The sequence below is a fragment of the Wenzhouxiangella sp. YN9 genome (assembly GCF_056324165.1).
This window is the reverse complement of the sequence record NZ_JBJNIP010000115.1, coordinates 98,414-110,903: the sequence shown is the minus strand read 5'-3', so window position 1 is coordinate 110,903 and position 12,490 is coordinate 98,414. Positions and strand designations below refer to the sequence as shown.

Annotated in this window: 10 protein-coding genes; 3 read left to right on the top strand and 7 right to left on the bottom strand. The window is 64.8% G+C overall.

The genetic code is table 11. The features are described 5' to 3' along the window. Positions 1–236 precede the first annotated feature (236 nt). Positions 237–2,924 (bottom strand): DNA polymerase I, encoded by a 2,688-nt coding sequence (polA, locus tag ACEWQ0_RS12510; RefSeq protein WP_476485498.1) that lies wholly within the window; start codon positions 2,922–2,924, stop codon positions 237–239. 90 nt (positions 2,925–3,014) lie between these two features. Between polA and ACEWQ0_RS12505 the strand changes: the two genes are divergently transcribed. Then, a complete protein-coding gene (locus ACEWQ0_RS12505; RefSeq protein ID WP_476482208.1) occupies positions 3,015–3,422 on the top strand; it encodes a DUF2782 domain-containing protein in 408 nt (135 codons plus the stop codon). 7 nt (positions 3,423–3,429) lie between these two features. Here the strand turns inward: ACEWQ0_RS12505 and rsmA are convergent, their stop codons facing one another. The 5 genes from rsmA to ACEWQ0_RS12480 are packed head-to-tail and all read right to left on the bottom strand — an operon-like array spanning position 3,430 to position 9,849. Beyond that, complete coding sequence (gene rsmA / locus ACEWQ0_RS12500) at positions 3,430–4,248, bottom strand: 16S rRNA (adenine(1518)-N(6)/adenine(1519)-N(6))-dimethyltransferase RsmA (protein ID WP_476482209.1); 819 nt, start codon at positions 4,246–4,248, stop codon at positions 3,430–3,432. After that, positions 4,229–5,209, bottom strand: a complete 981-nt coding sequence (gene pdxA / locus ACEWQ0_RS12495) for a 4-hydroxythreonine-4-phosphate dehydrogenase PdxA (RefSeq protein ID WP_476482210.1) — start codon at positions 5,207–5,209, stop codon at positions 4,229–4,231. Before pdxA ends, rsmA begins: the two co-directional genes overlap by 20 nt. An 11-nt stretch (positions 5,210–5,220) precedes the next feature. Beyond that, positions 5,221–6,534, bottom strand: a complete 1,314-nt coding sequence (locus ACEWQ0_RS12490) for a peptidylprolyl isomerase (RefSeq protein WP_476482211.1) — start codon at positions 6,532–6,534, stop codon at positions 5,221–5,223. A 33-nt stretch (positions 6,535–6,567) separates the two neighbouring features. Next, positions 6,568–8,736 carry an LPS-assembly protein LptD gene (locus ACEWQ0_RS12485; RefSeq protein ID WP_476485497.1) on the bottom strand — a complete coding sequence of 723 codons (2,169 nt, stop codon included), beginning with the start codon at positions 8,734–8,736 and terminating at the stop codon, positions 6,568–6,570. Positions 8,737–8,790: 54 nt separating this feature from the next. Then, positions 8,791–9,849 carry an aminopeptidase gene (locus tag ACEWQ0_RS12480; RefSeq protein ID WP_476482213.1) on the bottom strand — a complete coding sequence of 353 codons (1,059 nt, stop codon included), beginning with the start codon at positions 9,847–9,849 and terminating at the stop codon, positions 8,791–8,793. On the opposite strand from ACEWQ0_RS12480, the gene ACEWQ0_RS12475 reads away from it, so the two are divergent. Next, complete coding sequence (locus ACEWQ0_RS12475; protein WP_476482214.1) at positions 9,821–10,558, top strand: class I SAM-dependent methyltransferase; 738 nt, start codon at positions 9,821–9,823, stop codon at positions 10,556–10,558. The two genes, ACEWQ0_RS12480 and ACEWQ0_RS12475, sit on opposite strands and share 29 nt — an antisense overlap. Here the strand turns inward: ACEWQ0_RS12475 and ACEWQ0_RS12470 are convergent. Further along, the gene (locus ACEWQ0_RS12470) at positions 10,552–11,073 is read right to left on the bottom strand and encodes a GNAT family N-acetyltransferase (RefSeq protein ID WP_476482215.1); all 522 of its coding nucleotides are present in this window, start codon (positions 11,071–11,073) and stop codon (positions 10,552–10,554) included. The two genes, ACEWQ0_RS12475 and ACEWQ0_RS12470, sit on opposite strands and share 7 nt — an antisense overlap. Positions 11,074–11,317: 244 nt before the next feature. Here ACEWQ0_RS12470 and ACEWQ0_RS12465 point away from each other — a divergent pair, with 244 nt between their 5' ends. Then, on the top strand, positions 11,318–12,319 hold the full coding sequence (locus ACEWQ0_RS12465; protein WP_476485496.1) for a CsgG/HfaB family protein: 1,002 nt from the start codon (positions 11,318–11,320) through the stop codon (positions 12,317–12,319). Positions 12,320–12,490 lie beyond the last annotated feature (171 nt).

Sequence of the window (12,490 nt, the reverse complement as noted above, 5' to 3'; positions counted from 1 at the left end):
CGATTCCGGAATAAAAAAGGCCCCGGGCGAGGGAGGACCCGGGGCCTGTAGTCGGATCCGGTTTGGGGACTGTAACCGAATCCAATGGGTCCGCCTAGGGAGGGAAGCGGACCCCACCATGCGCATGGTGACTGAATAGACCAGGGCATCCGGGTAAAAGTTCCGGAAATTCACCTGAATTCATGAATAATTTCGTTCTTCGGCTTTTCCGGGCGTCGGCAATCGCCTGAGAGCCCCTAATGAGCGGATTCCCAGCTCGATCCGCTGTTGGCTTCGACCAGCAGCTCGACGTCCAGTTCGGCTGCATTCTGCATGCGCTCGATCACGCCTTCACGCACGCGCTCGAGGGCTTTGGCGTGCACTTCCAGTATCAGTTCGTCGTGCACCTGCATGACCAGCCTTGCGGGCACGTTTTCGGCCCGGATCCAGGCATCCACATCAATCATGGCGCGCTTGATGATGTCAGCCGCCGTGCCCTGCATGGGGGCGTTGATGGCAGCGCGCTCGGCGGCCTGACGGCGCTGGTTGTTGCGCGAGCGAATCTCATCGGCCCACAGGCGTCGGCCGAACAGCGTTTCCACATAGCCCTGCTCGCGCGCGCGCTCGCGAATGTCGTCCATGAAGGTGCGCACGCCCGGATAGCGGTCGAAATAGCGATCGATGTATTCCTGAGCCTGGTTGCGCGTGAGCTCGAGCTGGCGCGACAAGCCCCAGGCGCTCATGCCGTACATCAGGCCGAAATTGATCGCCTTGGCCGCGCGCCGCTGGCTGTCGTCGACCTTGTCGATGGCCAGTCCGAAGACCTCGGCGGCGGTCGCCCGGTGAATGTCCTCGCCGTCGGCAAAGGCTTTCAGCAGCCGCGCATCACCCGACAGATGCGCCATGATGCGCAGCTCGACCTGAGAATAGTCGGCCGCCAGCAGCACGCTGCCTTGCGGCGCGATAAAGGCCTTGCGGATACGCCGACCTTCGCTGGTGCGAATCGGGATGTTCTGCAGATTGGGATCGGCCGACGACAGGCGCCCGGTCGCAGTCACAGCCTGGTGGTAGTGTGTGTGCACCCGGCCGGTGCGCGGATGGATGCGCTCGGGCAGGCGGTCGGTATAGGTATTCTTGAGCTTGGCCAGGCCACGCTGCTCCAGGATCAGCCTGGGCAGTTCGTGGTTCTCGTGGGCCAACTCCTGGAGCACGTCTTCGGCCGTCGACGGCTGACCCTTGGGCGTTTTGCGCTTGACCGGCAAACCGAGCTTTTCGAACAGGATTTCCTGCAGCTGCTTGGGCGAGCCCAGATTGAACTCCTGACCGGCCTCGTTGAAAGCGGCCTCGGCCAGCTGGTCCAGCCGCTGTTCGATCTTGCGGCTCTGTGTGCGCAGCACGTCGGCATCCAGCGCCACGCCGGTGCGCTCCATGCGCGCCAGCACCGGAATCAGCGGAATCTCCAGCTCGGAATAGATGCGCGCCGGCCCGTCCAGACTTTCAAGCCGGGGCCAGAGGTGGTGATGCAACGCCAGGGTGACATCGGCATCCTCACCGGCGTAGCCGGCGGCGGTCGCGACGGGCACCTGATCGAAGGTGACCTGCTTTTTCCCCTTGCCGGCCACGTCTTCATACGGCGTCGTTCGACGCCCGAGATAGCGGGCAGCCAGAGAATCCATGTCGTGGCGCGTGGCCGTCGAATGCAGGCAGTAGGATTGCAGCATGGTGTCGTGGCGGATGCCGCCGAGCCGGATTCCGGCGCGCTCGAGCACGTTGAGATCGTATTTGAGGTGCTGGCCGACCTTGGGCCGCTCGTCACTCTCGATGACGCCACGCAGGGCTTCGATGGCTTCTGCGGCGGTGAACTCGTTGCTCTGATCGGCATGCGCCAGCGGCACATACCAGGCCTTGCCGACCTCGACGGCAAACGAGAAGCCGACCAGATCCGCATTCAACGGCTCCAGGCTGGTGGTCTCGGTGTCGAAGGCAATCAGCTCGGCTGCCTCCAGCACCTCCACCAGCGCCTGCAGCTGCTTGCGCGTGGTGACGGTCTCGACTTCCAGATCACCGCCGGCGCCCGTCCCTTCGGCCTCGCCATCGATGTATTGCTTCAGCCAAGAAGAAAACCCGAAGCGCTTGAGCAGCTCGACCATCCGCTCGCGGTCGGGCTCTCGACGCTCGAGCATCTCGCGGCCGCCGTCGAGCTCGACGGAATCGCGCAGCTCGACCAGCTCGCGCGAGAGCCTGAGCTGCTCCAGACCGGAGCGCAGGTTTTCACCAACCTTGCCGCCGATCTCTTCGGCATGCTCGATCACGCCGTCGAGATCGCCATACTGCTTGAGCCACTTGACCGCCGTCTTCGGGCCGACCTTGTCTACGCCGGGGATATTGTCGGAGCTGTCGCCCATCAGCGCCAGCAAGTCGCCGACCAGCGCCGGGCCAACGCCGAACCGCTGTTCGACCGCCTCGGGGTCGTAGCGCTTGTCCTGCATGGTGTCTTCGAGCGTCACCCCGTCGGTTACCAGCTGGGCCAGATCCTTGTCGCCGGATGAAATCAGCACCTCACGCCCGTCCTCGCGCGCCTGCCGCGCGAGAGTGGCAATCACGTCGTCGGCTTCCACTTCCTCGATCACCAGCCGCGGCAGGCCCATCGCATCGATCAGCTCGTGCAGCGGCTCGATCTGGCTTCTGAGCTCGTCGGGCATCGGCGGCCGATTGGCCTTGTATTCGGCATAGGTGGCGTGGCGGAAGGTCTTTCCGGGCGCATCGAAAATAACCGCGACCTGCCCCGGCTGGTACTGCTCGAGCATGCGCCGCAGCATGTTGGCGACGCCGAAAACGGCGCCGGTAGGCTGCCCGTCGGCGCTGGTCAGGCTGGGCAGGGCATGGAAAGCGCGGTAAAGGTAGGAAGACCCGTCAACCAGACACACTGGAGCTTGTTTGGACATGCTCGGCAATTCCGTGAAACGTGGCCGCCCATCATAACGCTCGCGGTGCAGCAGCCAGCGCGCGCGTGCTGAATCAACGGGGTCACAGCCATGTCTTTGCTAGACTGGGAGGCAGTCACTCTGGAGCACTCCACCATGCTGCGTCCTGTTCTGCTTGTTTTTGCGATCACGCTGATGATGGCTCCAATTCCGGCGCTGTCTCAGAACGAGCCACCGCCGTCGGATGCGCCACCGCCACCACCGATTCGCGAGCCGCTGCCGCCCAAGGTGCAGGATCCGGACGAGCAGATCCAGCCGCAGGTGGTCATTCGCCGCGAAGACGACCGCATCGTCGAGGAGTACAGCTCCGGCGGCCAGGTCTACATGATCAAGGTCACGCCGCTCGAAGGCGGGCCTTCCTATTATTTGATCGACGACGACGGTGACGGCCAGCTCGAGAGCCGGCACGAACACATGGCACCGGTCAAGCCCGCCTACTGGAAGATTGCCGAGTGGTGAGCAGGGTTCAGCCGCCGCCCAGCCGGTTTGCCAAAGCCAGGTACTGATACAGCGAGAGCGTCTCGGCCCGGGCCTTCGGGTCGACTCCCGCCGCCGCAATCGCCGCCTCGTCCAGGCCCCCCTTCAGGGCGTTGCGCAGGGTCTTGCGACGCTGGCCGAAGGCGCGGCGGACAACTTCTTCGAGCTGCGGCAGCCGGGCAAGGGTTTCGGCGTCAAGCCGCTTCGGCACCAGGCGCACAATGGCCGAATCCACCTTCGGTGGGGGCCGGAATGCGCCCGGCGGCACGTTGAACAGGCGCTCGGTCCGGCAGTGAAAAGCCGCCATCACCGACAGGCGGCCGTATTGTTTCGATCCGGGGCCGGCCACCAGGCGATCGACCACTTCCTTTTGCAGCATGAAGTGCATGTCGCTGATCGAATCGCGCCACTGGAACAGGTGAAACATGATCGGCGTGGAAATGTTGTAGGGCAGGTTGCCCACCACCCGCAATCCTGACGCTGGCGCCGCGAGAGTGGCCGCATCGACTTGCAGCACATCGGCCTGAAGGACCGCCAATCTCTCGGGAAATTCCAGACGCTCGGGCAGTGTCGCGGCCAGATCGCGATCAAGCTCGATGGCGGTCACGCGCGCACCGGCCTCCAGCAGCGGCCGGGTAAGCACGCCTTCACCCGGGCCGATCTCGATGATGGTGTCGTCCTCGCCGGGCCTGATGGCGGCAACCAACCGGGCTATAACGCCGGGGTCGTGAAGAAAATGCTGGCCGAAGCGCTTGCGCGGCCGATGCGGCTTGATCACGGCAGCGCCATCAGCGAGCGGTCCGGCCATCCGGCCGCCGCATGCCGCGCGCCTGGCTGATGGCGGCGTTCAGGCTGCCGGAGTCGGCTCTGCCGGTGCCGGCCAGATCAAAGGCCGTGCCGTGATCGACCGAGGTGCGTATGAACGGCAGCCCCAGGGTCACGTTGACGGCATGGCCAAAACCGATGTGCTTGAGCACCGGCAGGCCCTGATCGTGATACATCGCCAGCACGGCGTCGAACGTGCGCAGGCGATCGGGCACGAAGGCGGTATCGGCAGGCAGCGGTCCGGTCAGGGCCATGCGCCGGCCAAGTCTCGCCATCAGCGGCTCGATGATTTCGATCTCTTCGCGCCCCAGATGCCCGCCCTCGCCGGCGTGCGGATTGAGACCGAGCACGGCAATATCGGGAGCGGCCAGACCGAACTGGTTGCGCAGCCCTTGATGCAGGATCTCGAGCGTCTGGCCGAGGCTGTCGCTGGTAACCGCCGCAGGCACGTCGGCCAGCGGCAGATGAGTGGTGGCCAGCGCCACCCGCACCCGCCCGGCAACCAGCAGCATGACCACCCGCGCCACCCCGGCTTCAGCAGCAAGAAACTCGGTATGGCCGCTGAATGCCACTCCGGCTTCGTTGATGACCCCCTTGTGCACGGGCCCGGTCACCAGGCCGTGAACGCGCCCGGCCTGGCAGTGGCGCACCGCCGTTCGCAGGCATTCGAGCACGTACTGGGCATTGGCCGGGTCGGGGTGCCCGGGCCGGACCGGTTGCCGGAGCGCAACGGGCAGACAGCGAATGCCGCCGGTGGCGCCGGAGTCGACCGAGCTCAGCTCGTGTACCGCGGTGTCCAGGCCCAGCCGTTCGACAGTCCGGCGCAGCAAATCGGGATCAGCCACCAGGACCAGGCCCGGATCCATCAGCGCGACCCGACAGGCCAGTTCCGGCCCGATCCCGGCGGGCTCACCCGGCGTGAGAATGAGCTGCTCGAGCGCCATCGATGCCGCGACTACAGGCGAATCTCGACGAACGATTCATTGCGCATCTCGCGCATGAAGCGATCCAGCTCTTCCTGGGATTTCTGCTCTCTGAGCATTTCCCGCGCCTGAGCGCGCCGGATGTCTTCACCGCGGTCGGTCTGGCGCACGTCAAGCAGCTTGATCAGGTGCCAGCCCTGCGCGCTCTGAAACGGCTCGCTCAATTCACCGGGCTCGAGTGTCTCCACTACCTGCTGAATATGCCGCCCCTCGCTGCCGGGAGGAAACCACTCCATCATGCCGCCGATGTTGGCGGTCGACGAGTCATCGGAGTACTCCCGCGCCAGCTTGGCAAAGTCCTCGCCCTGCTCGACTCGCTGCCTGAGATCCTGAATTTCCTCGCGCGCCTGCTCGGGCGTGAGCAGCTCCGACGGGCTGATCAGCAAATGGCGCGCACGATACTCCTCGACCATCATGGCGCCGGCCTCGCGCACATCGCGAATCTTGAGAATGACAAAGCCTGCCGGCGTGCGCAACGGCTCGGTCACCTGACCGGGCTGCGTGCCCTCGATGGCTTCGGCAAACACCCTGGGCAGAGCGCTGGCGCTACGCCAGCCGACATCGCCGCCCTCCAGTGCGTCCGGCGCCTGGGAGTAGCTGATGGCAGCCGCGGAGAAGGCCATGCCTTCATCGAGCTGATCATAAATCTGCGCAATTCGCGACTCGGCCTGACGCACCTCGGCGGGCGAGGCCGATTCCGGCACGGTAATGACGATCTGCGACAGCAGGTATTCCTGCCCGCTGAAGCGTTCGGATGCGAGCATGATGTCGACTTCGGTCTCGCTGATCTCGTCCATCGACTCGACAATGCGCTGCTGCATGCGCGAAACCATGATCTCGTTGCGAATTTCACGGCGAAACTCGGAAAAGTCGATGCCGTCGGACTCCAGTGCATCGCGCAGCTCGGTGAGGGAAAGCCGGTTCTGCTGGGCCACCCGATTGAGCGCATTATCGACATCCGCATCGGAGACGCGAATGCCGCCCTGCTCGGCGCGCTGCAGCTGCAGGCGCTGTACGATCAGGCGCTCGAGCACCTGCTCTTCCATGACGCTGCGCGGCGGCAGATTTTCGCCCCGGGCCCTGACCTGTTGCTCGATCGTCTCGATCGCCTCGTCGAGCTCGCTTTGCAAAATGACGTCTTCTTCAACCAACGCCACGATGCGATCGATGGTCTCGCTTTTGCTCCCGCCCTGATTCTCGGTTGCATCCTGAGCGAAGGCCGGCAGCGGCACCAGCAGCGCCAGCAGCGCCAGCACGGTCAGGGTTTGAGTCTTTGCCTGTTTCATTACGGTTCCGGTTGTCTTTGGAAGAAAATCGGGTCAGCGCCACAGCGCATCGGAAAACAGCTGGTAGGGGGCACGGCCAACGCTGCCCAGGCCCTTGAGCTCCAGCTCCAGGAAAAATGCCGTGCGCTTGTCCGATTCGCGGTTGCGCACCCATTCGCGCGCGGTCAGTCGCAGCGACCAGCAGCAGCTGTCGTATTCCAGCCCGCCGAGCATTTCCAGTGTCTCATTTTCCTCGAACGAATAAGTCACACGGCCAATCAGGTTCAACTGCCCGGTTACCGGGTAACGAAAGCGCAGATCCGCCTGGTCGACCCGGTCGCGGCGAAAACGATAACCCAGGGCCAATTGCCGCGCATCCCGACCCTGCCAGTTGAGACCCAAACGCGCAACTTCGGTTTCACTGGCTTCGTCATCCCACTGCAGCCCGGCCTGAAGCGCCAGCCGACGCGCCGGCCGCCAGGTCATTTCGGCCACCGTCGCAGAGCGGCCGCGGGTTTCGACGGCCTGGTCATCAAGCTGCACGCGCAGGTCGCGAAAATAGACGATCTGGCCAACGCTGGCCTCCAGGCGGCTGAAGCCGTCTTCGGCATCGAGCAGGCGAGAGGTCAGCGCCAGCGTGAGCTGATTGGCATCGCCCTGGCGGTCAGGGCCGCTGAAGCGGTTGTAGTGAAACAGCTGGCTGAATCCGAAGGTCAGATCACGGGTGTCGAAATCCGGATAGTGCGCCTGCTCCCGATACGGCACGTACAGATAATACAGCCGCGGCTCCAGGGTCTGGACGCGTCCGCTGCCCAGCCTGCGCTCGAAGGTCAGCCCGGCATCGACGGTGGTGATCGGCAGGGTTCGATCGAGGCTGGATTGCATGCCGTGGTCGAGCTGATAGGCCGTGGAGCGCAGCCCCACGGCCGGGCGCACGTGCCAGCCGGGCCGAACCAGATCGTAGTGCAGGCGCGGAAACAGATCGACACGCGTTCCGGTCACGCCTACATCGCGATCGAAGTACACCGCTTCGGCATCGAGCGAGAAGCGCAGGTTGCCGGGCATCGGCCGGTCCACGTCGAGCAGCGCCCGCGGCAGGCGCCGGTAGGGCTCGCGCCCGGGGCCGACGGACTCATCGAGCACCTGAAAGGTATCGGCCAGCAGGTCCAGCGCCCAGTAGCGCCCGGTGCCGCGCAGGCTCACCGAAGAACGCAGAAACTGAATCGCCGAATCGTTCAGGTTGCTGCCCAGATCGATGAAGTAATTTTCGTCGCTGGCGCGCTGCAGGTCCGCGCGTGCCGACCAGCCCGGCGCGGGCCTGATGCGGTAGTCGAACTGGCCATAATAACGACTGTTCCCGGTTCTGCGGTCATCGGGCAGCCACTCCATGCGAAATTCACCGGCCTGGCTCGGCGTGAGAAAACGATGCTCCAGCCCGAGGATCGGCCCGCGTTTTTCAATCCAGCGGCCGGTAATGGTGGCGTCCTGGTTGGGGGCAATATTCCAATACCAGGGCACGGACAGATCGAAGCCGTCATTGGCCGAGTAACCGAAGCCGGGATAGAGAAAGCCGCTCTTGCGGCTGTCATCGAGCGGAAAACTCAGCCACGGCGTATACAGCAGCGGAAAGCCCTTGAAGCTCAGGCGGGCGTTGCGGGCCCGGCCGACGCCGGCCTCCAGATCCATGTCCACGCTGGAGGCCTCCAGCCGCCAATCGGGCTGCTCTGGCGGGCATGTGGTGAAGCCAAAGCTCTCCAGGCGCGCATTTTCCGGGCTCTCCAGGGCGACCGAGGCGGCCGAGCCGTGCGCTGTCGTTCCGGGAATGGCGTAATGAACTTGTTCAAAACGGCCGGACCGGCTGCGTGTTTCATAGACGGCACGCTCGGCATCGACATTGAGCCGCGGATCGCTGTAGCGCAGCCAGCCGGGTATGCGCACCCGCCCACTGTCGGGTTCATAGATGAGCTCATCGGTTTCGAGCTGCTGGTGCCCCTGCTGCAGCCGCACGCTGTCGCGGAAGCGCACCTGTTCCTGGCGGCTGGCGTCCAGGCGCCCGGCGTGAATATCCGTGACCCCGAGCGGCGCATCCTGCGAGACCTCGGGAATACGCAGCGGCGCCGGCGGCGGACAAGCCATGGCCGCGCCGACCTGCTCCGCCCCGGGCGCGGGAGCCTGGGCCAGCGCCAGTGCGATTACGGCAGACAGCAGTTGAATCGAATACAAGTCGGGTCGGCGTTGCGAGATAGCCGGTTAAGTTTGCACATCCTTGGCCATTGTTCAATGGCTTGCGCCAAGAAATTCCGCACGCCGGGAAGAATCTCCCCGCGCCAGATAACGTGCGTGAGCGTACAGGCAGCTCAAGTGGGCGTAACACTCGGTTTGAAAATGCGACTGGAAAGCTGCGACGCCGGACTCATAGGTGGCCAGCATCGCCAGATGTGCATTGTTGATGTCACGCGCCTGCCAGGCCCGGATCCGGGCACTGTCGTGGCGCCGGACCAGCTCACTGAGCCGGGCATCGAGTCGCTCGAACTCACGCCGCTTGATTCGGGCCAGTCTTTCCCGATCAGTGGTCCCCGCATAGCCATCGGCCAGGCGCTGACGGGCAGCCAGCAGCAGCTCGTTGAGCTGCCGATTCAGCCGCTGATCCGTCTGCCATCGCTGCAGACCCTCGTCAGCGCCACGATGCGCCAGCCAGCGCCGGGTGCCCACACGGGCGACAAAAGTTGCGAAGGCCTCGCTAAAGGCGGCATCACCGCGCACATAAAGCAGCTCATGGGCAAGCTCGTGAAAAATCAGCTCGGCCAGGGCCGGGTCGGGCAGCGCAAGCATGCTCTCGAGCACCGGATCGGCAAACCAGCCCAGCGTCGAGTAAGCCGTGGCCGGGTAGACCGCCACGTCGAAACCACCCGCCTCCAGCCGCGCCGCCAGCTCGGCTGCCTGCCGATGGCGAAAGAATCCGCGGTAGGCGACACAGCCGACCAGTGGATAACACCAGGTTCGGGGCCGCACCGAATGGCGCGGCGCCGCCACCACGTTCCACAGCGGCGCCCGGCGCCCGAGATCGGCGTAAAGGGTGTAGCTGCCGCTGTCTGGCAGCCCCAGCTCGCGCGTTGCGAAATCACGTATGTCGAGTACCGTGCGCAAGCGCTCGGCGAGGGCGGGTGGAGTGGCCGGATCGGCCAGCAATTGTGCGATATCCTCGCGCTTGGTCAGAACCTCGATCTGGCCGCGGGCGGCCTGGCCGTACCAGGCCATCGTGGCACAGCCGGCCAGCCCCGGCAGCCACAGCAACAGGAGCAGAAACTTGAGCGACGAGTGGTATCTGGACGACAACTTCTGGCGCAACTTCGGTTCACTGATGTTCAACGCAGACACTTTCGCGCGCGGCCGGCAGGAAGTCCAGCAGCTGCTCGAACTGCTGGGCGATCCGCCCGCAACCGTCCTTGATCTGGGCTGCGGCCCGGGCCGACACGCCCTGCCGCTGGCCGATGCCGGCCTGAAAGTCACTGCCGTCGACACCAGCCCGTCGCTGCTGCAACAGCTTGCCGCCGGCCGCGGGCAGCGTGATATCGAGCTCGTCGAAGCCGACATGCGCGAATTCGAGCGCCCGCAGGCCTTCGACCTGATCGTCGTGATGTGGACAAGCTTTGGCTATTTCACCGCCGAAGCCGATCACCGGCGCGTGCTCGACCGCATTCGCGCCAGCCTGGCGCCGGGCGGCCGGCTGATACTTGACCTGGTGGGCCTGGAGTATCTCTGCCGCAACCTGCAGCCGGTGCACCTGACCGAATACGACGACGGGCGCCTTCTGATCGAGCGCCCCGCCCTGGTCGAAGACATGACGCGGCTGGAAAACGAGTGGCTGCTGATCGACGGCGATCGCGTACATCGCCACGAGTTCTCGCATCGCGTCTGGTCGGCGGGCGAAATCGGCAGCCTGCTGCGGTCATCCGGCTTCAGTATCGAGGCAAACTGGGGCGACTACGACGGCGAACCCTATGACCTCGATGCAGAAAGGCTGATCGTTGTAGCCGGTCATTGAAACCGGATCCTGTAGAGCGCAATCGGTTCGTTATCGCGGCGCGAAATCGTCCGGCGTGCATTCATGATGCGCTCGAAGCGCAGGCCCAGCCTTGCGGCCACGACCTTGGAGGCAATGTTGGGTGGATCGATGACAGCGACCAGGCTGGAAAGCCCCATGACATGACGCGCATACTCGACATAAGCGCTGGCCGCTTCGGTTGCGAACCCCCGGCCCCAGTAGTCCTTCCAGACCCACCAGCCAAGCTCGAAATCGCCGTTGTCGAGCTGCTGCATGCCAACCACGCCGATGACCTCGCCGCTGGCCTTGAGCGCCGTGGCGCCAAAACACACGCCGTGCTGCGTCAGGTGGCGGCGCTGGCGCTCCAGCATCTGATCGATGGCCTCATCGGACCAGGTCTGCCCCCGGGTGACGTAGCGCATCATTTCGGCGTCTCTGGCCATGCGCGCCAGCGCCGGGCGATCCTCGCGGCGCCATGGCCGAATGATCAAGCGCTCGGTTTCCAGCGTCGTCATGCAGCAGTTCTCCAGCAGTCGGGCCCGTCCAGCGCTGGACGGGATATCAAGAGGGTACCACCCGGCTTGGCGCTGGCGAACGCCTCACCCTCGGACTAAAATGCAAGGCTCGGTCGAACTCGTGCAGAGCCTGTCCGGATTCGGACCGGCATTTCGTTATTGGGGTACACGCTCAATACATCCTGCCCGCAGGTGCAGCTGCATGACGGGGCAAAAGATACGGATCATTTCAGGAGGAGACACCATGAAATTCAAATTGATTGCCGGCCTGTGCGCACTGGGCTTGCTGACCGGCTGCCCCGCTGCGGGCACGACCACACAGGTGCGTAACAGCGGCTCCGGGCCCAGCATCGGCGAAGCACGCGCGGCAGATTACAACGGCCCGCAGGCGCGCATTGCCGTGGCCCGCTTCGAAAACAAGGCCAGCAACTCCGGCCGCTGGTGGAACCAGTCCATCGGCGACGGCATGGCCGACATGCTGACCACCGCGCTGTTCAATTCGGGGCGCTTCATCGTGCTCGAGCGACAGGCCGTGGACGACATTCTGGCCGAGCAGGACTTCGGCGCCAGCGGGCGCGTGCGCCAGGACACCGCTGCCGCCATTGGCGAGGTTGAAGGCGCCGAGCTGCTGGTGGTTGCCGCGGTGACCGAGTTTTCCGAAAACGCCAGCGGCAGAAGCGGCTCCTTCGGCGGCAGCCGCATCGGCAAGGTCGTCGGCAGCATCGCCGGCGGTTCAAGCAGTGCCCACATGGCCATCGACCTGCGCATCATCGACACGACCACCAGCCGTGTACTGGCCGCCACCAGCGTCCAGGGCGAAGCCAAGGACTTCGATATCGGCGGCGCCCTGGCCGGCTACACCGGCCGACACTCGCTGGGTGGCTCGCTGTCCGCCTGGGAAAACACGCCGCGCGAAAAGGCGCTGCGCCAGGTCATCGGCAAGTCGGTCGAAGAGATCGTGCGCCGCACGCCGCAGCGCTATTACCGCGAAGGCGGCAGTCAGTCGGCCGGCTATCAGGCCAGCAACACCGGCAGCGGTGGCGGCGGCACCGGCGAGCGCGTAGTCATCACCGCCAATTCGCTCAACGTGCGCTCCGGACCCAACGGTGAAAGCCCGGTGCAGTTCAGCCTCACCTCCGGCGCCATGGCCAACGTGCTGACACGCGCCGGCGACTGGATCCAGATCCAGGACAGCCAGGGACGCACCGGCTGGGTGGCTTCCGAATACACGCTCAGCGTTCAGTAACCGCCCCTGGCGGCGCCGCATTGCACGGCTCTGAGAAAGGCCCCGCCCGGCATCGGGCGGGGCCTTTTTTCTGCCATCAGGCAACGCCCCGGACGCCGCCTGAAATCAAAGCCGAAGGCGTTCCGCCCGGCTTGCGGTGTGAACGCTTTGAGCAGGTATTTCTCCCGGCGC